The organism is Desulfovibrio sp. JC010, assembly GCF_010470675.1.
Classification (GTDB): Bacteria; Desulfobacterota; Desulfovibrionia; order Desulfovibrionales; family Desulfovibrionaceae; genus Maridesulfovibrio.
In genome coordinates this window covers 86745-106190 of the sequence record NZ_VOIQ01000011.1, presented here as the reverse complement: position 1 = coordinate 106190, position 19446 = coordinate 86745, and the positions used below count along the sequence as shown (strand labels likewise).

Annotated in this window: 20 protein-coding genes; 4 read left to right on the top strand and 16 right to left on the bottom strand. The window is 49.0% G+C overall.

Annotated elements, in window-relative coordinates; translation table 11 throughout:
- Positions 1-41 precede the first annotated feature (41 nt).
- The 4 genes from FMR86_RS13630 (at position 42) to FMR86_RS13615 (ending at position 2965) form a co-directional block, all read left to right on the top strand.
- Positions 42-368 (top strand): Nif11-like leader peptide family RiPP precursor, encoded by a 327-nt coding sequence (locus FMR86_RS13630; RefSeq protein WP_163351953.1) that lies wholly within the window; start codon positions 42-44, stop codon positions 366-368.
- 22 nt (positions 369-390) lie between these two features.
- Positions 391-717, top strand: coding sequence for a Nif11-like leader peptide family RiPP precursor (locus FMR86_RS13625; protein WP_163351952.1), 327 nt, complete (start codon positions 391-393; stop codon positions 715-717).
- A gap of 100 nt (positions 718-817) precedes the next feature.
- The gene (locus FMR86_RS13620; protein WP_163351951.1) at positions 818-1114 is read left to right on the top strand and encodes a Nif11-like leader peptide family RiPP precursor; all 297 of its coding nucleotides are present in this window, start codon (positions 818-820) and stop codon (positions 1112-1114) included.
- 12 nt (positions 1115-1126) lie between these two features.
- Positions 1127-2965 (top strand): mechanosensitive ion channel family protein, encoded by a 1839-nt coding sequence (locus tag FMR86_RS13615; protein WP_163351950.1) that lies wholly within the window; start codon positions 1127-1129, stop codon positions 2963-2965.
- A gap of 88 nt (positions 2966-3053) precedes the next feature.
- Here the strand turns inward: FMR86_RS13615 and FMR86_RS13610 are convergent, their stop codons facing one another.
- The 16 genes from FMR86_RS13610 to FMR86_RS13545 all read right to left on the bottom strand — a co-directional run bounded on the left by FMR86_RS13610 (position 3054) and on the right by FMR86_RS13545 (position 19445).
- Positions 3054-3344, bottom strand: a complete 291-nt coding sequence (locus FMR86_RS13610) for a Nif11-like leader peptide family RiPP precursor (protein WP_163351949.1) — start codon at positions 3342-3344, stop codon at positions 3054-3056.
- A gap of 36 nt (positions 3345-3380) precedes the next feature.
- A complete protein-coding gene (locus FMR86_RS13605) occupies positions 3381-4754 on the bottom strand; it encodes a TfuA-like protein (RefSeq protein WP_163351948.1) in 1374 nt (457 codons plus the stop codon).
- Positions 4751-5995, bottom strand: a complete 1245-nt coding sequence (locus tag FMR86_RS13600; RefSeq protein WP_163351947.1) for a YcaO-like family protein — start codon at positions 5993-5995, stop codon at positions 4751-4753. The genes FMR86_RS13605 and FMR86_RS13600 overlap by 4 nt, the downstream gene beginning before the upstream one ends.
- A 32-nt stretch (positions 5996-6027) precedes the next feature.
- Positions 6028-6360 carry a Nif11-like leader peptide family RiPP precursor gene (locus FMR86_RS13595; protein ID WP_163351946.1) on the bottom strand — a complete coding sequence of 111 codons (333 nt, stop codon included), beginning with the start codon at positions 6358-6360 and terminating at the stop codon, positions 6028-6030.
- Positions 6361-6372: 12 nt separating this feature from the next.
- Positions 6373-7587, bottom strand: a complete 1215-nt coding sequence (locus tag FMR86_RS13590; RefSeq protein WP_163351945.1) for an ABC transporter substrate-binding protein — start codon at positions 7585-7587, stop codon at positions 6373-6375.
- Entirely contained in the window at positions 7559-9751 is a 2193-nt protein-coding gene (locus tag FMR86_RS13585; RefSeq protein ID WP_163351944.1) for an NHLP bacteriocin export ABC transporter permease/ATPase subunit, read from the bottom strand. The genes FMR86_RS13590 and FMR86_RS13585 overlap by 29 nt, the downstream gene beginning before the upstream one ends.
- 8 nt (positions 9752-9759) lie before the next feature.
- Positions 9760-11943 carry an NHLP family bacteriocin export ABC transporter peptidase/permease/ATPase subunit gene (locus FMR86_RS13580; protein ID WP_163351943.1) on the bottom strand — a complete coding sequence of 728 codons (2184 nt, stop codon included), beginning with the start codon at positions 11941-11943 and terminating at the stop codon, positions 9760-9762.
- 3 nt (positions 11944-11946) lie between these two features.
- Positions 11947-13233, bottom strand: coding sequence for an NHLP bacteriocin system secretion protein (locus FMR86_RS13575; RefSeq protein ID WP_163351942.1), 1287 nt, complete (start codon positions 13231-13233; stop codon positions 11947-11949).
- Between the two features lie 658 nt (positions 13234-13891).
- Entirely contained in the window at positions 13892-14113 is a 222-nt protein-coding gene (locus tag FMR86_RS13570; protein WP_239057243.1) for an HD domain-containing phosphohydrolase, read from the bottom strand.
- 277 nt (positions 14114-14390) lie between these two features.
- Positions 14391-14558, bottom strand: a complete 168-nt coding sequence (locus tag FMR86_RS20430) for a hypothetical protein (protein ID WP_203544899.1) — start codon at positions 14556-14558, stop codon at positions 14391-14393.
- Positions 14555-14641, bottom strand: coding sequence for a RhuM family protein (gene rhuM, locus FMR86_RS20855; protein WP_373682483.1), 87 nt, complete (start codon positions 14639-14641; stop codon positions 14555-14557). The genes FMR86_RS20430 and rhuM overlap by 4 nt, the downstream gene beginning before the upstream one ends.
- A 43-nt stretch (positions 14642-14684) precedes the next feature.
- Positions 14685-14921 carry a hypothetical protein gene (locus tag FMR86_RS20420; protein ID WP_203544893.1) on the bottom strand — a complete coding sequence of 79 codons (237 nt, stop codon included), beginning with the start codon at positions 14919-14921 and terminating at the stop codon, positions 14685-14687.
- Between the two features lie 5 nt (positions 14922-14926).
- Positions 14927-15778, bottom strand: a complete 852-nt coding sequence (locus FMR86_RS13560) for a Fic family protein (protein ID WP_163351940.1) — start codon at positions 15776-15778, stop codon at positions 14927-14929.
- Positions 15779-15976: 198 nt separating this feature from the next.
- Entirely contained in the window at positions 15977-16798 is an 822-nt protein-coding gene (locus FMR86_RS13555; RefSeq protein WP_163351939.1) for a thioredoxin domain-containing protein, read from the bottom strand.
- Positions 16799-16871: 73 nt separating this feature from the next.
- Positions 16872-18185: a protein-tyrosine phosphatase family protein gene (locus FMR86_RS13550; protein ID WP_163351938.1), complete on the bottom strand. Its 1314-nt coding sequence runs from the start codon at positions 18183-18185 to the stop codon at positions 16872-16874.
- 33 nt (positions 18186-18218) lie between these two features.
- Positions 18219-19445 carry a type II secretion system F family protein gene (locus FMR86_RS13545; protein ID WP_163351937.1) on the bottom strand — a complete coding sequence of 409 codons (1227 nt, stop codon included), beginning with the start codon at positions 19443-19445 and terminating at the stop codon, positions 18219-18221.
- Position 19446: the final 1 nt, after the last annotated feature.

Here is a 19446-nt window from a genome sequence, read left to right as displayed (position 1 = left end):
AACAGTGGAGAGACTAAAACTTCTCAACTGGAGGGACATCTATGTCTATAGAAGCAGCCAACGGCTGGATAATCAAAATAAATGAAGATGACGTACTTCGCCAGCAGGCTGATAAAATTGAAAATTTTGATGACTGGCAAAAGCTGGCCCGTGAGCAGGGCTTTGAATTCAGCAAGGAAGAAATGGAAAAAGCCATTGCTAACGCTTCAGGAGAACTGGCTGATGATGATCTGGATAATATCTCCGGCGGCGAGACTAAATATACTCCGGGAATAAACATCAGTAATTTTCATGCACCCGGAATATCCATCGGTGGTGGCGGGTCCGGCATGGATATGAATATGGATATGGGCGACTTGGATAAATAATTAAAAATAAAAGGATAAATCTATGTCTACTGAATCTGCAGCACAATGGCTGGCGAAACTTCACGAAAATAATGATCTGCTTGAAAAAGCGAAATCAGCAACAAATGCTGACGCATGGATTGCGTTGGCAAAAGATAACGGATTTGAATTCAACATTGCTGAAATAAATAGCATCGTCTCGGCCTTGCAGGATGAACTTTCTGATAATGATCTCGATTCCGTGGCCGGGGGTAATTACGCACCAGTTGTTATTGGCGGCAGCATTAACGTCAATGGCAAAAAGATTGCAGGTTCTGATGTTAAAAATTCGGTATTTACAAACAGCACATTCAACCCGTTTGATTGCTAGCGACTTCCCCCGAGGGCCAGCTTTGCAGGCTCTCGGGAAGCGGGCTGGATACTCGATGTATGAGTTCAATTGAAACTTTTGAATTAAAGGAGAATTTACCATGTCACAGGAGAACGCAAAAGCATGGATTTTAAAAGTCCAGAAAGACGAAGAACTGAAATGTAAAATCGAAACGATTCAAGAATTTGAGGCACTGCCGAAAGTCGCCCGCGAACACGGTTTTGAATTCAGTCTGGAAGAGTTCAAAAGTGCTGCGGCTGAGTGCATGGGCGAACTTTCTGATGAAGATCTTGATTCGGTTTCCGGTGGAAAACAACCGGAAATAATGTGGCAGGCAGCGCATGTACAAGGAATCAATGCATTGATGAATACAGGAGAGTCCGTGGGAGACGACTAAACGAGAAATATCATGAAAAAATATTTTCCTGCCATAATTCTGTTTTCTCTTTTGATTTGCGCTGTGCCCGCGCTCAGTAAGTCCACTCCAGTGCAGTCCATACAGGATTCACTGAGCGCACTGGAAAATTCCAAAAAATCCATTCTCGCAGGAAATGATAAGGAAAAAGCCGACGCAATCATATTGAAGCACCGGGCCATACTGAAAAAAATATTTGATACAATAAAAAGCGAACAGCAGCTTCACGCTGATCAGTTCAGCCGTGTAGATTCGATCAAGCATCTTGAAGACAAAATCCATATTCATGAGATGCGCGAAGAGAGCGCGGCAATAAATCATGATAAAATTAAACTCGCCACAGACAGGATTCATGACCGGATCTGGAGTTTCCTTTCATTTCTGGTCAATGCGAGAAATACGTATGTCTGCCAAGAACAGATCCTCAATAATATTGAAGGACAGCGGCAGTGGCTTAAAAAAATAAATGTTCCCGCAAACCCTGACTCTGCATCTGACCGGGAATTAAACAATTCCCTCCTAAATTATAAATCTGTGGCGGATACTTTTTCGACTATCCTGAAATACACGCAAGACAATATTGACGGACTGGCGACCACCAGTTGGACCCACTATTTTAACATAAAAACACTACTGAAAAGCATCAACACTTCCTCGGATCAGATAAAAAACATCAACAACCTCATGACTCCCGTCAATTTAAGTGTTGGGAAGATGGTTCTTGCTGCTTTGGTCTTTCTGTTATGCCTGCTCTTATCACTTTTTCTTAAAAAAATGGAAAACAGAGTTGAGGAATATATCATTAGCAATGACCGCTCATTTGAGCGAAACCATATTTTCTTTAAAAAAATACACAAGCCATCCAAGCATATAGTTTTTTTCTTCATCAGCCACATGATCTTTCTGGTGCTGTTCTTTGACACCCCTTTTGAAAAATATATCAATATAGCCTGCTATACTGTTTACTCTGCCCTATTTCTCTATCTCATTTCCAACGTAATCGATGTCATGGCCATTATGCACATTGACCGGCTGGACCGTTCTGACAAGGGACTCCGGGAAGAATTCATCAATCTGACCATCAGGGCCGTAAAGGTCATCGCATTAATCGCCGTAGTCATTACCGGCCTTGATCAGTACGGGATTAAGGTCACCACCATCCTTTCCACCCTCGGTATCGGCGGATTGGCTGTGGCTCTTGCGGCCAAAGATTCTCTGGCCAATTTTTTTGGCGGGCTGGTCATTCTTATGGACGATGTTTACCGGCAGGGGGATTGGATTGAAGCGGGCGATGTGGACGGAACCGTCGTGGAACTGGGAGTGCGCAGCACCACCGTGCGCAGCTTTTCCAACGCCTTGATCACCGTGCCCAACTCCAGCATCGCGGGGCAGCATGTGATCAACTGGAGCAGGCGGGAAGTTGGCCGCCGTATCAAAATAATCATCGGAGTCGGCTGTGACAGCGATATGGCCGACATGAAAAATGCTATTGAAGACATCCGCTGCCTGCTTAAGGTACATCCGGGCATAGCCCAGCCAGCAGACGGAGCACAGTGCGAAAACCCGAAAATGGCCAAGCTGCTTACCCATACCGACCTGAAAGGAGTAAAAAACAGCCAGATGGTCTATTTCGACAGCTTCGGCAACTATACTTTCAACATCCTTGTTTATTGCTTCACCAAAACAACTGACTGGAATGAATGGCTGAATATTAAGCAGGATCTTCTTTACAAGATCAATGATGTCGTGGGTGAAAACAACCTGACCATGCCCTATCCGACACAGGTTGTTTTGAAACAGGAGATTGAAGCAGCGGGCGGAGGCGGTGAATAGACTTGGAGCAAAAAAGATTAACTTTCAGGACTGACTCAACCATAAAATTTTATTCCGCCGGAGCTAACTCCGGCGGCCAGGTTCCCCCCTACATTGCAGCAGCAACAGAACTGGCAGCAGCAATGAAGGCTTCTGTCTTGGCCCTTTTATTTGCCTCTTTCATGGCGATACTTCCCCCGGCTACGGCATCCAGATCATCATCAGACAGTTCGTCATCAGCTTTAAATGCGTCCTCGATTTCTTCTTTGCAGAACTCAAAGCCATGCTGCCTGGCCAGGGCCTGACGGTCTTCAAATGACCCTGCTGCTTCGGCTTCCCTGCGCAATTCCTCGTTTTCATGAAGTTTTAAAACCCATTGTGTAGCTGCTTCTGCGGACATAATTTTCTCCATCCGGCCCGAAACCGGCGTTAAAATTTAGGAATCATTTCCAGTGTCTTTGCCATCGCCCAATACAAGCTCACGCATATATTCCCGCGCAAACCGGGACTTATATAATTCCATGCTGAAGGACGAACCTGAAAGCCCGTACTCCTGAATCTGCACCCGATAATCATATTCCCACGGAATCCCTGTCTGCACAAGGTGCTCGCGGAATAAACTTCCTGTCTCGATCTGTTCTATCTTATCAGGCAGTTTTACTTTCTCTTCGATCAATCTGTTCCTTAACGCTACTTTATCCGCTATTTGCGGATAGTCCCCGCGCATTTTCAATTCTTCCAATACCGCTCTGGTATTCCGACTGGCCGGTTGCTTGACCTGCATCAACCAGCGGTGAAGCTGATGACACACAGCCCGCTCGGCCATCATTTCGCTGAACTGCTCTACGGTAAGGTCGTTTTTCTTCATCCATTCAGCAAAATCCTGATCATCATTAAGCTTTCTACGTCTGCGAAAACGTTCTTCCTCAATGCTTTCAAGTTCGGAATCACTTTCAACACCCAGCTCATGGGCAAACAGCATGACCAGCTTCCTGTTCAGTGCGTTGAAATTGATTTCGTTAAATCCGGGATGATGCAAAGCGGCATAATCGACAATTTCAGAACGGCTGACCCGGCCTTTGGCTTTTGGCAGCAGGGTAAAACGATCCTGCACACATTGAGTCAATCCTGCTCCCTTCCACTGCCGGTCAGTCCCCTTTTCAACCGGCAGCGGATTGCGCAGGCTTTCAACCAGCTTCAATGCATCCAAAGCCTGCTGATCCACATACCCCTGCCCAAGCCACGCATTGAATCTATCAGAAAATTCAGCCTCTGAAATCCGGGCAAAATCATGAAGAACCCTGTCCCATGTGCGATCCTGATAAAAAATGGATGCCGCGGCTGCTTCCATATCAGCACGGTTGCCCTCATCAATAATACCGTCATGCACTGCCGCCGCAAGTGTTGCGCGAACATTCACCATGGGTTCGCCCAGACGGATGTATTGTTCTGCATCACATTTCCAGCTACAGGCAGCCTCCCCGTAATCAAGGAAATCCTGCTCTTTCAGCGTTTCGTAAATTCTGCCGACCCCGCGCATACCGCAGGCAGCAAGCTCCACTGCCCGCACAGCTCCAATGTGGGATGATCCGTAAACAGGAATTCCGGCATCAAGGGCCAGCATTATTTCGCGATACCAGACAACCTGCCCGTCCCAGACACCGTCAATCAATCCTATGGCGCTGGGCTTTAAATTCTCAATTACTCCCAGAATGTCGCCTTGTCCGGCAGGAGGGAGATAAACAGCGTCCAGAATTTTCGCGGCCTCCTGAACATTCAGGCTTGGACCGCAGAAGATTACCGGTTTCATGCCGACACCTCCCGCACATATTCATAAGCCCGTTTTCCGAAGCAGGAATATGTCATGTCATGACAGCCCTCCAGTCCGGGCACAATGACCCTGACCACCGGCACATCGGACTCGGACGGGGTCATATCCAGAACAATAACCTGCTCAAACCCTTTGGCCTTCAGAATATTGACCATTGTTTCAATGTCCCCGTGAAAGGACTCCCCGGAACGATCAGCATACATGTTGCCGTCAGTCGTCGGCTCAATGTTTAGATATTCTTCCTTACGTTCCAGTGAGTCTGAAATTTTATTGAACTGATAGTCGTCCGGGAAAAAATTTTCGCGTACCCCCTGCATGGCTTCCGAGCGTCCCAGCACGGATTCGGTCATTGACCTGAGCATGGCTGTTTCCGGGTTCAGGTTGGCCCCGTAGCCCATGGCCATGCCTGTATGGGTTTGCTTTTTATCAAATATCTGGCAGGTGTATGTGGGGATTTTCAAATCATGGGCAGTGCAGTCAAAAAGCATGCACTCCACCCCGGCAGTCCGGAATTTCTCCAAAACATCCCGAACCAGCGGATAAGGGATGGTCTTGAGATCAACCCTGTACAGAGGATGTTTCACGCCCCGCAATGCGGAGAGCAGCCCGTGGCAGGCCAGGGCGTCACGTTCTATTACCTCGGTCAATCCCTGGGCCACGGTCTCGGCAAAATGCACCCCGGCGGCAAGGCCGTTGGAACTGGACTGGAAAACATACATGGAACTTTCGTTGATCCGGCCCGTAAGCAGGGTCGCCTGTGACAATGGAACCGCTACTTCCTGTTTGGAAACAATATCCCAGCCAAGGGTCCAGCGCAGTTTCAGGTCTTTATGAAAAAAGGACTCCCGGCACAAGAGCAATTGATCTTCGGGGATGACCGTATGTTCAGCTTCCACTTCCCTGTAGGTTCCGTAAAACCAGTCCAGTTGGGTTTCAGTTCCGGCGTAGCGTTCGATGTTCTCCATGGCAGCCGAAACCATAGCCTGTTTTTTGCTAAGCCCCTTGCCGAAGGAAACGGAAAGCAATGTTGACGCGGGTCGCACCGCTATGGCCACCGGTATGCCGATGCGGTCCATATTCGTGAAATTCGACAGGCTGGTCACACCGATGCGTTTAAGCGTCGGGCGGATCAGCTCCAGCACCTGTTCGGTCTCCATGTATCGGGGAGTTTCCCGCCCGGAGTTTTTCCGGGCGGAATACTCCTTTCCTCTATAATTCATTAAAAAATTTCTCCTGCCGAGGATGCGTTTTTCTACAATGCCGCGACAATCACTTCAGCTGCATCGGGAGCAAAGCCGGCAAGCTTTCGCGCGATGCTGCCTCCATGATGGTGTACGTTTATTATCGAAGCAGGCTGCTGGTCACTGTTCGTTGCACCGCCTGAGACAGCACCCAAATCATCATCCGACAATTGCCCCAGACATGCGGATATGGCGTACTCGATATCTTCCCTGCTGAATTCAAAACCATGTTTTGCTGCGAGATTCTGCCTGGACTCAAAGTTTCCCGCAGCTTCGGCCTCTTTGCGCAATTCTTCATCTTCATGCAGCTTCAAAATCCAATTCATTGCGTTTTCTTTAGACATGATCCCTCCTGCTTAATTGATGTTGTGGACCAAGTACTCGGTCCGGTTCCCGGATTGTTTCCTGAAATATATCTTTGACGGACTGAAATTGCCGTGGCGGTCAAACCTGAATTTACCGGCCAATCCCGTAAAATGTTCATCTCCGTGCAGAAGCCGGGCAAGTTTTTCAGGATCGGTGGTCCCGGCTTTTGCAGCGGCCCATGAAAATAGTTTCACCGCGTCATATCCGATTCCGGCCTGCGAAGTTGGCGGTGTACCGTTTTTCCTTGTATAGTCCTGCACGAACTTTTTCACCAATCCGGTTTGTGACTGTGGATTGAAATAAGTACGCACATAAATGGTTTCATCGCCTGCGGCTTTGAAAATTTCCGGTTCATCAAGGGCCGAAGTTCCCAGCACCGGAGCCTTGAGATTCATTTCATCAATCAATCGCAGCACCGGCTGGGCGTACTGCGGTACGCCGAGCAGCAGTATGGCTCCCTCCTTGACCTGGTCCCGCCAGAGTTCAAGGTCGCGTTTGATCTCATTTTCAGTGTTGACCACGTTGTAAATCATGCGCTCAAGAATCGTTACGCCCGCATTCTTGGCTGCGTTCTCAAACCTGTTGGCCATATCCCGGCCATATTCATCATCGCTTTGCAGGATGATGATGTTTTTGAAATGCTTCTTGGCGCAGAAACGGGCAAGGAATTCAACCGTTCTCAAGTCGTCAGGGACAATTTTAAAGGCCTTGTCGAACCCCTGCCGGGTGATCCGGGTATGGCTTGATACGGTGCAAAAATGGAGCAGTCCGTAATATTGCAGCAGCACAGCGGAAGGCATGCCTACCTCCGGGGTAAAGCGACTTACAGCTGCGCTGACCAAAGTGTTGTCGGCAACTGATTGCGAGGCTTCAAGAGCATCTTTGGCAGTATTTTTGATGTCGTTTTTTTGCAGCATTATTTTGCGGCCCAACAGCCCTTTGCCGGAATTGATTTCTTCCAGCGCGAGGCCCATTCCCTTGAGCATGGGACCGCCCGGACCGCTGAAGTCGCCGATCATGGACAGTTGGATGGGACCGTTATCCTGCGCCAGTTTTTGCGCCCGTTCACGGGCCGGATCGGAATCCGAGCAACCGGAGGCTACAAGCAGCACCGCACAGCTGAGGATCGCCGCGCACAGGCTTAAAATTTGATTTATGGAAACGGCTATGAAAAAATCAAGCGATTTGTCGTTTAACCAGTTCATAATAGGCCCCTTTTCGGCTCATGAGTTCATCGTGTGTCCCAACTTCAACAATCACGCCTTTATCCAGCACTGCTATGCGGTCCGCTTCCCGGATGGTGGAAAGCCTGTGGGCTATGACCAGCCGTGTGACATCAAGTCCGGCAAGGCTGTCGGAAACAATCTGCTGGGTTTCATTGTCCAGCGCGCTGGTGGCCTCGTCCATGAACAGGATGGACGGCTTCTTGACCAGAGCCTTGGCGATGAGGATTCGCTGCCGCTGACCGCCGGACAAAGTCCCCGCACCGGGGGACACCGCAGTATGGATGCCCATGGGCATGGCTTCAAGATCCTTGCTTAGGCCGACCATTGTGACGGCCTGTTCAGCCTGTTCCAGCCCCAGTCCGCTTGAACCGACAATATTTTCATAGATGCTGCCCTGCATGAGCGAACCGTCCTGCAGCACCACCCCGATCTGACGTCTGACTTCGCGCAAGTCCAGTGTGTCGAGGTCCTTGCCGTCGTAGAAAACAACTCCGGCTTCAGGCTTTTCAAACCCCAGCAGTATACGCAGCAGGGTTGATTTACCGGACCCTGATCCACCCACCACAGCGAGAAATTCACCGGGATGGATTTTGAGATCCAGCTCCTTGAGCACCAGCGGACTTTCCGGTTCATACCTGAAAGAAATCTTGCTGACTTCAATTGAGCCGGACAGGAGGCCGGGATCATTCTTGGATTCATCAATTTCGGGCAATGCTTCAAGGATGGGCTTGGCCCTTTCGTAAAGGGGAACAACATCCATAAGCGAAGGCAGGCTCGAGGCAAGGTGCAGCATGGCCCCCAGCAGAGAACCGAATGCGGCATGGAAGGCCAGAAAATCGCCGGGAGGCATGGTTTTCAAATCTTTTGTAAAATACCACCAGAAAATCACCGCCCAGATCAGCAGCGGAAAGGCCGCATTGAAGCAGGCCAGAAGAGCACCCACAAATCCGGCCCGGTAATCCATACGCGAGTCTTCGGCATAGATTTCTGCCCACTTGGCAAAGGCCCGGTCTTCGGCTCCGGTGACTTTGAGTTTGGCCACCCCGGTGATGAATTGCAGGACCAGTCCGGTCATTTTGCCGGAAAGATCATATCTCTCACGCTGGTAACGAATCGTGTAGACTCCTGCCACAGCGCAGACCGCAGAACCTAAAAGGACCATGACCAAGGCCACCAGAGCGAGTTTGGGGCTATAGTAGAGCATGAGCCCGAAGCTGAAAATGGAAAAGAACCCGGACAGCAGGGAGTTGACCGCCACCCCGGACAATATCTGCCTGATGGAGTTGATGCTCATGCTGCGGTTGGCAAGGTCCCCGGCGGTGTATTTCCTGAAAAAGGGCACCGGCAGGGCCGGGATACGGTCCCAGATTCCGGCCTGGGTGGCGATATCCATACGCCCTTCCAACCGGACCAGCGCTACGGCTCTGGTCATCTTGAAAAATCCCATGCACAGGGCACAGCAGGCGAGGATTAAACCGATCTGAAGAAGCTGACTGCGTGATGTTTCCGGGATGACCGTGCTGACTATATATCCAGTCATGACCGGGGTCAGCAGGCCGAATATGGCTGAAAGGCATCCGGCGGTAATGACCATGCCCAGATCGCCTACACAGCCCTTGATTGCATAGGAAAACAGGGAATAAATATTAAGCGGCTTATGCGGAAAAGGACGGTAAAACATGTAGGCCGGACCGGAGAGGGACGCGGCGATCTCTTTTGAAACCCTGACCCTTTCCCCTGAATCAGGATGAACAAGCTCATAACTGCGTCGGGACAGCGGCAACAGGGTCACAGGTTTGTTGCCGTCTTCCAGAAAAGCCAAAAGCGGACCGTTGTCCTTTGTCCACCAGTTCCCTTTCAAAATAACGTGCCGATAACGGAAACCGCCGCAACGAGCCAAATCATCCAGCCGCACATCATCGGTAATTTTCTCAGCAGGATATTCAAAATTAATCCCGGCAGCTTCTGCGGTCATGGTGGCGGCTTTGACCAAAGGGGGAGCAGACTCATCCATGACCCGACCGGACTTTTTCCCGCCCTTTAGAACCGAAGCAAGTTCCCCCACAGCAGAGTCCAGCCTGCTGCGGTCCTGCGCTTTTCTGTGAGCCAGCCTTTCTTCGCGATTTTTGTTGTCAAAATTCATATCCGACCTCAACTCCTGTTCACCAGTCGGGCGAAGAAGCCGTCCCTGTCCATTAATTCCGCATAGGTTCCCCGTTCCATTTCCCTACCGCCCTGCAAAGCGACAATCAGGTCCGCATCGCGGATTGTAGAGAGACGGTGGGCTATAATCAGGCAGGTACAACCCCGCTTGCGGATATTTTGGTCGACTAGCTTTTCCGTCTCAGCATCAAGCGCGCTGGTGGCCTCGTCCATGATCAGCAGCTTGGGATTGCCCACCAGAGCCCGCGCGATTTCAAGGCGTTGTTTCTGGCCGCCGCTTAAATTGCTTCCGCCCTCTGAAAGCTTGGCCGCATAGCCGCCCGGCCTTGCGGTAATCACCTCATGAATACACCCGTCCTTGGCCGCGCGGACCATCTGTTCTTCGGGAACGCTGGCATCCCACATGGTCAGGTTATCGCGCACCGTTCCTTCGAACATTGAAATATCCTGATCCACAAGGGCCACACTGTCCGTGAAAACGTCCCGTCCGTACTCTTCAATGGGTATCCCGTCGAGCAGGATTTGCCCGGACCACGGACTTTCAAGCCCGGTGACCAGCTTGGCAAGGGTGGATTTGCCGGATCCGGAACCGCCCACAAGGGCAATCCTTGAGCCCGCAGGCACATCAAGGCTGAAATTTGTGATCAGCGGCGGTCCAAGTTTGGAATAGCCGAAAGTGATATCCTTGAACTCCAGCCGTCCGCGCACATCCGAGACACCGGGGCCTTCCGGTTTCTCCTCATTGGCAAGCTGTTTGCTCAAAAATGGATCGCATGGATTGGAGAACACATCTTTCAAACGGGTCAGGTCCGCACCTACGCTTTGCAGCTGCCCCCCAAGGCCGACCATGCTTTGTACCGGCCCCATGAAACCGTGCATCAGAGCCTGAAAAGCCACCAGCATACCCACGGTCATCTGCCCGTCCATGACCAGCAGGGCACCGACTCCAAGGATTGCCGCGCTGTTGATATAGCCCAGCACGCTTGGAATCACTGAAATCAGCTGGCTGGTCAGGGCCAGTTTTTGGGAACTGTTGACTGTTTTGGCCTGATATCCGGCCCATTGGTTGAAAAAGTCGTTCTCCTGTCCCGAAGCCTTCAGGGTTTCAATCTGCTGCAATCCGCTCATGGAAATACCCATGAGCTTGCCGCTGTCCTGACTGAGCCGCAAACTTAAATCCTTGCGCTTGCGGGATACGATTTTCAGCAGGATCAGGTTGAAAGCGGCAATGACCATACCCAGCAGGGTCAGCGGAACACTGTAAAAAAGCATTACCAGCAGGAAAAATGAAGCGGTCATCATTCCAAGCACAGTGCTGCCCAGTTGTCCGCCCAGCAAACCGGAAAGTTTTGTGTACAGGCTGAATCTGCTTTGAATATCGCCGGGCATGCGCTGATGGAAAAAATCCATGGGCAACCGCAGAATATGACGGAAAAGCTTTGCCGAACCGCTTAAGGCCAGTTTGGTTTCAAGCTTGAGCATGGACATCTGTTGCAGCCAGGTAAGCCCGGTTTGCAGCATGGCGGCAAGGAACATGCCCAGCAGCAAGGGCGGCAGCCAGTCCTTGGAAATTCCCATCAGGATTTTATCCACAAAGACCTTCAGAAATATGGGCATGAGCAATCCGGGAACAACCATAAACAGTGCGGCCAGCAGAATATAAAGCGCAGCTTTGCGGCTTCCTTCCAGAAGCTTGGACAATCCCTGAATCACGCTGGGGCTACTGCCCCCCTTTTTAAAAGAATCAGTGGGATTAAATGTCAGCACCACCCCGGTGAATGACTGGTCCAATTCCTCGCGGGTAACAGTACGAGGACCGCTGGCCGGATCATTCAGAAAGACCGTATCGCCCTTGATGCCTTCAAGAACTAGAAAATGGTTGAAATTCCAGAACAGAATCATGGGCAGGGACATATCAGTCAACCCGTCCACCCCTTTTTTAAAACCACGGGCCTCCAATCCATAAGTGCGGGCCGCCTTAAGCACATTAGAGGCCTTGCTGCCGTCCCGTGAAACCCCGCAGGCCGTGCGCAATTCTTCAAGAGGCACGATCCTGCCGTAAGCCCCGAGGATTATTCCCAGTGCGGCGGCTCCGCATTCCACGGCCTCCATTTGGATTACTGTTGGGGTCTTTACTCTGGCCTTTTCCCACGGCCCTTCAATTAAAGCCATGGCTTAAATGGAACTCCCAATGCTGTAATCCTCACCAAGAACATATTTCCTGAACATGGGGATGAGCAGTTCAGCCGGAGGCGTGCGTTCCACCACAACCTGCCCGGCGCAGATGGTTCCGGCATCAAATTTACGCAGCGGTCCTTTTGAGGAAGTCCATTTGAAACCGGAATAGGTGTCAGGGTCGGGCACCAGTGCCATGTGAACTTCCACGGGAGCATCTTTTTTGGAAAGTTTTTCGGTCAATTCATTGTTCTGCAATACGCTCTGTATCTGGGAATGGGAGACCGGGAACTGGGATACATAAGTGATAATGCCGATGATGTTGCCGTACTTTTCCGCCTGAACCGAAGAAGGGGAAAGCATGGCTTTCATGCCCACTTTGATACGGCTTCCCAGTGCGGGAGGAAAGAAAGTCACTGCCTCAAGGTAACTGACGTTGGAACTCAAAACTTCAAGGGTCATGATCTTGGAACCGGGATCTACCAGCTGTCCGGTCTGCACTTCCACCCCAATAACCCGTCCGGCATAGGGACTGACCGCCACATTGGTCTCACGGAGTTTCCCGGTCAGGGAGACAAGGTCGCCTCTGGCCTGCGCCAACTGCTGCTCAATGTTCAGGCTGTCGGATTTGTTGGTGTTTTTCAGCTTGAGTAATTCGATATCCAGTTGTTTGAGCTTGTTGATATTTTTACGGATACTTTCGCGGGCCTGACTGAGCTTCTCTCTTGCATCCTCAACTTTTACAGAAACGATAAGCCCTTGCCGCTCCAGATTTTCAAGTGAGTCCAACCGTTCCTCAAACCACTTGACCTGCTTTCGCAGGTAATTGTTGGTTTGGCGCAAATTTTTGCGCTGCTGGCTCAAGGATTTGGTATTCAGGGAAAGGTCTTCGGCTCCAAAATTCAAGGATTGTTCGTAACGCCTTTCAAGCAAAGTGATCTTTTCTTTGACCGAGTGAATGCGGTCCAGAAGTTCCGGCTGCCTTATGCTGGCCACCACCTGCCCCATGTCCACGATATCGTTTTCCCGGAAGAAAAGATCCTGCACCTCGCCCTTGCCCTGCGATTCAATAGTGAAGGCCCCGCCCTGACGGATCAGGATGCCTTGCCCGACCACCTTGGTCTCAATAGTCCCGGTAAAACCCCAGACCACGGCACAGATAACCAGCACCCCAAGGGCCAGTAGACTCAACCAGCCTGCAGGGGAGGTCACAGTCAAAAGCTGGTCCAACCGTTCCGGTGAGGAAAGTCGTTCCAGTGCTACTTTGCGGAATATTTCTTTACTCATAAAATTATTAACCTAAATAGTTCAACTTGGAATTTTCCATCCTGCTTATTGCTTACCAAAAAAAAACATAAAAGGAAGTATTTTTATTATAAATTATTAAGTTACAGGAGACTGAACGACCTCTTCTTATACAGCGTTTTTCCCAGCACGAATATGCGTACACTTTGCGGACAACTCTCAGCTAAGATTTAGGCGTCACGAACAGCACCGAACTTCCCATTGAGCAACGGAAGCAGAGTTATCCAAAAATTTCGTTCTTTTTTGACTAAAATATATTTGCGAGATAATTAAAAACGATAGCCCTTATGCGTAAATGCCCGTGAAGACCATCTTGATATCATGGGCCCGACTGAGCGCGATGTGGCCTTGGCTCTAAAGGATAAGGAAGAATGGAACAGTCCCGTGGACACTAACCGAGCCACAAGAGCCTCACAATGCGATAACACACTGTAAGGCTTAACTTTTTACTGAAGACAACGATCGGAATTGAACCCACGCCCTACTGGTTACGAATTGTCCGGTGGAAAATATTTTAAAAGCAATTCGTTCCTTCTTTGCATCAAGTAACAATTATTTACTATAACCATTGATCCACCAATTGTACCGGATTCAATTGCATATCCTTCGGAGCTGAAAGCCAGAGCTAAACTTCTTGCACCTACGCGAATCCGTTCATTTCCAATTCCCGAATATCTTCTTCACAAGCCAAAAACGCATTCTTATATACACGTTTATGGGTTAAGGCGTCATAAACATCAGCCACAGCCACTATTCTGGCGCAGATGGGGATATCTTTCACGGAAATGCCGTTGGGATAGCCGGTTCCATCATATTTTTCATGATGGTTAAGCGCGATATCGGCAGCTGTAAACCTGCTCATTTTTTGTACTGTAGTGCTTGCATTCATAAGAAATGTTATTTTCTAAATTTGCAGACTTGCCATCAATTCCAAATTGCAAACCGCTTGCAGCGAGCCTCATTGGCATATTAACTAACGAGCTAAGTACAACCCCGGTAAGTCCTTCAAAACCTTTTTCACCCGTCGGCTTTATCAACTCTAATATTTTTTTTATAGTTCTTATGTCATTCATTTCTAAAATGTTAACCATTTAAAAAAATAACAAAACTGCAATGAAAAGAATATCCTTCTCCGCAACCTACCCCTTATCCAAATCCCTAAGCAATCGATCAAAGTCCGAAACAAAAAGTCTGTCCTGAATGATGCGGTATTTCTCAAATTCCGTTTCAGCATGGACTTTGCCGTCTGGACTCTTGGCCCACGAGGTCAGCCCCATATGCTCTTTCTCACTGTCGGCCCTATTCATATAATCAATTCTGTGGCAGTATGGCCGTGAATGGCGAAATGGAGCTTATTCTGAACCTTGGCAAAAAAGGCCGTGGTGGTCATTGTAGAAAGCCACATCGCGGCCAACGTTACGGTTTCCCTCAGTTTAAACTATCCGGAATTTCCGGATAGTTGCCTCTTCACTAAGTTCATTGGAAGAATAGATATTTTTCAAGTGCTCGTTGACGGTGCGCACATCCACGTCGAAAAGCTGCGCCATAAGCTTCTGGCTAAGCCAGATTGATTCATTCTCAAAACGGACTTCAATGCTGTCTTCGCCTGCTTGGGTGGTGAAGATCAGAAATTCTGCGGTGCTGTTTCTTATCTGTAATGATTTAGGCATCGCTCTTACTTATTGCCATTCTCTTCCAAAATTTTTACTACCGATTCCTGAGTTTCCCGCAAGGATTGTGAAACGAACAAGCAGAAAGATGCCAGCCCTCCCTTGTCTGCCTGTTGCAGGCACTCAATATAATCCTGACGGTTTTCATTGTTGATAACGGCAGGAAGATAGCCGTTTTTCATGAGCAGCAGGTTCATTAAAAGCCTTGCCCCGCGTCCATTTCCATCATCAAATGGATGGATACGTACAAAATGATAGTGCGCGATAGTGGCCGTAATCAGCGGATGAGTTCCGTTTCGCTCCTGCGCGGCAATCCATTCAAAAAGCTGATCCATTTCAGCCGCAACCTGTTCCGGCGCAACATAAGTATGAATCTCGCCGCTTGGCGTCAAAACATGATTGGGATGCTTTTTATATTCCCCGGCATGGGCTTTTTTCTTGGAACTCTGCCCGTCAGGTGTCTGCGCTGCTGTGTAGCTGACTCCATTCAGGATCAGGGCATTAATTTCCTTCATAAACCCGGTAGAAAGCGGCCTACCATTTTTGATGGTGTCCTGAAACAGATCAACGGCCTCAGAATGATTTCTGGCGTCCAGAAAATCCTTAAGCGGCTTGCCTTTAACCGTAAGGCCTTCGCGCAGAAAGAAAAGCGTTTCGCTAGGGCTCAAAGTGCTGCCTTCAATGGCGTTAGAATTGTAAGTCCAGTCCACCTTCAGCTTGAACTGGATCACATTCCACAAGTCACCTTCTAAGGGGCGTTTATCGTCGATGACTTTCTGTAGACGATCATTCTCGGCAAGGCTGGCCGTTAAGTCTGCGGAGTTGGGAATTATATATGTGGGAATATTCTGCAGCATTTCATGCTCCTGTTTTGTCTACTTTTATCGTAGCGGAGATAGGAGTCAAGGGTTAGAATTTTTGACAAAATAAAAGGGCATAGCTTACTGAAAAAATACGGAGCCTAGAAGTGGATGAAACGAAAAGCCCCGCATGGGGGCATACCACACTGTGGGGCTTTACTTTTCTTGGGCCAATGATCGGACCCACCGCAGACACTACATCTGATTCAAGCAATCTTCACAGATTTCACCATCCGGTGCTTCTGCACTCTTTGGATTGGCCTTCTCCAGAATGTAGTCAACGGTCTCTTCGAACCTCTCCACAGGGACATAGCCGCGTATGGCAACGCCGTTGACAAGAAATGTAGGTGTCCCGTTTATCTTGAAATTTTTGGCTTCCTGTTCATCTGAAATCAGAAATGCCCTGACCTGCTCAGAATTGATGCTCTTCTGGAGTTGCCCACGATCAATACTGATTTCTGCCAGAATGTTATTCAGTACTGTACCGGATTTATCTTCATAAAGAGCTTTCTGACGTGCAAAGGCCAGATCATGAAACCTGTGAGCCTTATCTTTATCAAGCCGGGCGATGGCTTCAAAAAACATCGCCAGTTCGCGGGAATTTTTGTGCAGGGGCAGATGTTTGAAAATAAGTCTGTACTTTTCAGGCTGCTCGGTTGCCAACTTGCTGGCCACGTTTGCACCTTTGCTGCAATAAGGGCAAAGAAAATCCGAATACTCAACAATGGTTACCGGGGCATCAGCATTGCCCAGCATTATTCTTTCAGCCTGAATTTCGGGCTGCATGGGATTTTTGATTTCAGATTCGAATTTCGCCAGCCGTTCATTTTTTTTCTGCTCCTGAACGCCCTTATCCACAATTGCCAGCATGGCAACACTGTTTTCATCCAAAACATCAAGTACTATCTGAGGATCTTCGCGAAGGGCTTCCCGAAGCTGATCCTTAAAATTCTGCTTATTAGCACAACCGGAAAACAGGACCACAACCGACAAAATCAAAATGACTTGTTTCAGCATAAAACCCTCTTCAAAATATTACTCACTCATACGGCCCGCCATGCTCAAGCGGACCGTATGAGTGAGAATAAGGTTAATAAGATTTTCCGTTATTTGGACAATCGCACTTTGTACTGTTCCAAGGATAATAGTTAAGCGGAGGAAACTTTGAGGGAGCCGGAAAATCACACCCTGTCCGGCAAGCATTATCGCCTGATTTAGTAGTGTCATTGCAGAATTTAATCAATGGCAGCAGCCAGGCACCATGCGGGTCTTGCGTGGAGCCATGCGGAGTAAGGCGATGCTGTTTCCCCTGATTATCAAAAACAGTTGTCCCATAATTATATGCATCCGTAGGATTCATTTTTCTGTAATCAAGCAAATGAGAGATCGCGACATCCCCGGTGCGGTCGCAACCTGAAATGCAATGTATATAAATCAGGTAAGGGATCTTGTTCTTGCTATCCAGCATGGTTGCTATTTTAGAGACCAACTCTTTTAATCTTTGGGAATCTTCGACTACAGGCCGAATATTCCACCATAAAAGCGACCCGGTGATGGTTGTTCCATTCCCGCCGGGAAGTGGAATGTTCTTACGGGTGATAAGAGTATCCGCCTTTGGAATTGCCGTGGAGTTGCTGACCGTAGAATTGAAAAACCTGTACTCGGCATTTAGAACATATCCGTTGCTGGGATTGCCGCTTGCAGGATCTTGGCTCAAAACAGAATTGATAAGGCTTATGTCAACAAATACAAATTCTTTCGGAAAATTACCATCGCCCACCTGAGTTTTGTAGCGTTCTTTAAGAACAGCTAAAAGTCCCGGAAAATCAAAATGCTCCTCATTATCCTTAACTACAGTCGGATTGGGCCCACGGAAAAGAAGATTGGGATTGGTTGCATTTCCGGTCTTGTCCAACAGGTAGGCCTGCCAATAATTCTGCTCTTCAGGGTTAACGTGGGTAATAGGCAGGGCATGGAAATAATTATCAGATGGAGTCTGAAGATACTGGCACCCCATACATGGTGCTGCAGTATAAGGTGATGTGCATGCAGAATCTATTTTCCATAAATAATCACTATATGTATTCACGGTACAATTAAAATTCTGCCCCATATTTCCACTTGTAAGCATGATGCGATATGTTGCATTCAGCACCATATTGGTAGCATTATCGGATGGGGGCTGATTTCCTCCGAAATATTCCCTGGTATTCGGAACAATTGCTCCGTTCTCCAACTTCCAGATAGTCACATCCGTGTAATCTTTATAAGTACCGTTTGAGACTCCCGGCAGGGTAACACGATAAGATTCAGCAACAGATTGCGGCACATTGCAGATCAAAATGCTTGCACATAAGACCATTAAAAATAAGGCGAATTTTCCACTGTTCTGACAACTAATCATTCTCCCCTCCTGAACCTTACAATTTGTAAAAATTTATCCCGCCATAAGCTGCATCTGAAAAACCGGCAGCAGGATTGCCATAACAATAAAACCGACCACCGCGCCCATTACCAGAATCATGACCGGTTCGAGCATAGAGGTGAGATTCTTGACCAGTTGGTCTACTTCTCGTTCGTAGTGCTCCGCTATCTTTCCCAACATTGTATCCAGTGAACCGGATTCTTCACCCATAGAAATCATCTCGGTAACGTATGGCGGAATAACTCCGCTTTCCTTGAGCGGGGTGGCCAGCTTACTGCCCTCACGGACTTCGGATGTCGCCTTTTCAACAATTTTTGATATGGCAACATTCCCGGTTACCCCGGCACTGGACTGCAGCGCGGACAGGAGTGGAACGCCTGAACCGAGTAAAGTTCCCAATGTGCGGCACCAGCGGGCCATGCTGACCTGAATGACCAGCGGACCGAAGGCCGGGATCCGCAATTTTCCCGTATCAATACGCATCCGGCCGTTGGGTGTGGAACCTATCTTTTTCCATGTGGGAATAATTATTACCAGAGCAAGCGGCAGCATCCACCATGTCTGTTGCAGGACATCGGAAATATCAATAAGTATGCGGGTGGCAACGGGCAGCTTCTGGCCCATGCTGGAAAACATCTGGGCAAAACGAGGAACAACCAGCAGCATCATGGTAATAATGGCACCAACCATGGCCACAAGCATAATCACCGGATAGATCATGGCCCCGGAAACTTTGGAACGCAGGTCCTCCTGCGCCTCACGCATGAAGGCCAACCGGTCCATAGCCTGATCAAGCATACCCCCGGCCTCCCCTGCCGCCACAAGTGAAATATAGAGTGTATCGAAATATTTAGGAAAATCAGCTAAGGCCCGCGACAAGGGCATACCCTCTCGCACGCGGGAGTTTATGGTTGTGATGACCTCTCCCAACAAGGTCCCTGCATTCTGGTCCTGCAAAAAAGATAAGGCCCGTACAAGGGGAAGACTGGACCCGAGCAAAGTGGCAAACTGGCGGGTAAAAGAAGTTACCTGCTTATAGCTGATCCTACCGCCGAAAATGGACTGCCCCTTGGGACTTGCCTGCGATGACTTGCCCGGTGCACTGTCCTTGCGTTCCACCCGCAATACTTTCACTCCCTGTCCGGCAAGTTCGCGCTGCACAGCAGAACCATCAGCAGCTTCCACTTCCCCGGAAAGCTGTTTGCCGTCTTTGACCGCCGTATAAATGAACGTTGCCATG

Excerpts from the sequence above, each read along its gene's own strand:
- FMR86_RS20420 (WP_203544893.1), bottom strand. The coding sequence starts at position 14,921 with ATGCCTAAATCATTACAGATAAGAAACAGCACCGCAGAATTTCTGATC.
- FMR86_RS13630 (WP_163351953.1), top strand. The coding sequence starts at position 42 with ATGTCTATAGAAGCAGCCAACGGCTGGATAATCAAAATAAATGAAGAT.
- rhuM (WP_373682483.1), bottom strand. The coding sequence starts at position 14,641 with ATGACCACCACGGCCTTTTTTGCCAAGGTTCAGAATAAGCTCCATTTC.
- FMR86_RS13585 (WP_163351944.1), bottom strand. The coding sequence starts at position 9,751 with ATGAATTTTGACAACAAAAATCGCGAAGAAAGGCTGGCTCACAGAAAA.
- FMR86_RS13550 (WP_163351938.1), bottom strand. The coding sequence starts at position 18,185 with ATGATTAGTTGTCAGAACAGTGGAAAATTCGCCTTATTTTTAATGGTC.
- FMR86_RS20430 (WP_203544899.1), bottom strand. The coding sequence starts at position 14,558 with ATGAATAGGGCCGACAGTGAGAAAGAGCATATGGGGCTGACCTCGTGG.
- FMR86_RS13545 (WP_163351937.1), bottom strand. The coding sequence starts at position 19,445 with ATGGCAACGTTCATTTATACGGCGGTCAAAGACGGCAAACAGCTTTCC.
- FMR86_RS13615 (WP_163351950.1), top strand. The coding sequence starts at position 1,127 with ATGAAAAAATATTTTCCTGCCATAATTCTGTTTTCTCTTTTGATTTGC.
- FMR86_RS13570 (WP_239057243.1), bottom strand. The coding sequence starts at position 14,113 with ATGAGCAGGTTTACAGCTGCCGATATCGCGCTTAACCATCATGAAAAA.
- FMR86_RS13560 (WP_163351940.1), bottom strand. The coding sequence starts at position 15,778 with ATGCTGCAGAATATTCCCACATATATAATTCCCAACTCCGCAGACTTA.
- FMR86_RS13600 (WP_163351947.1), bottom strand. The coding sequence starts at position 5,995 with ATGAATTATAGAGGAAAGGAGTATTCCGCCCGGAAAAACTCCGGGCGG.
- FMR86_RS13555 (WP_163351939.1), bottom strand. The coding sequence starts at position 16,798 with ATGCTGAAACAAGTCATTTTGATTTTGTCGGTTGTGGTCCTGTTTTCC.
- FMR86_RS13625 (WP_163351952.1), top strand. The coding sequence starts at position 391 with ATGTCTACTGAATCTGCAGCACAATGGCTGGCGAAACTTCACGAAAAT.
- FMR86_RS13580 (WP_163351943.1), bottom strand. The coding sequence starts at position 11,943 with ATGGCTTTAATTGAAGGGCCGTGGGAAAAGGCCAGAGTAAAGACCCCA.
- FMR86_RS13610 (WP_163351949.1), bottom strand. The coding sequence starts at position 3,344 with ATGTCCGCAGAAGCAGCTACACAATGGGTTTTAAAACTTCATGAAAAC.
- FMR86_RS13595 (WP_163351946.1), bottom strand. The coding sequence starts at position 6,360 with ATGTCTAAAGAAAACGCAATGAATTGGATTTTGAAGCTGCATGAAGAT.
- FMR86_RS13590 (WP_163351945.1), bottom strand. The coding sequence starts at position 7,587 with ATGAACTGGTTAAACGACAAATCGCTTGATTTTTTCATAGCCGTTTCC.
- FMR86_RS13575 (WP_163351942.1), bottom strand. The coding sequence starts at position 13,233 with ATGAGTAAAGAAATATTCCGCAAAGTAGCACTGGAACGACTTTCCTCA.
- FMR86_RS13605 (WP_163351948.1), bottom strand. The coding sequence starts at position 4,754 with ATGAAACCGGTAATCTTCTGCGGTCCAAGCCTGAATGTTCAGGAGGCC.
- FMR86_RS13620 (WP_163351951.1), top strand. The coding sequence starts at position 818 with ATGTCACAGGAGAACGCAAAAGCATGGATTTTAAAAGTCCAGAAAGAC.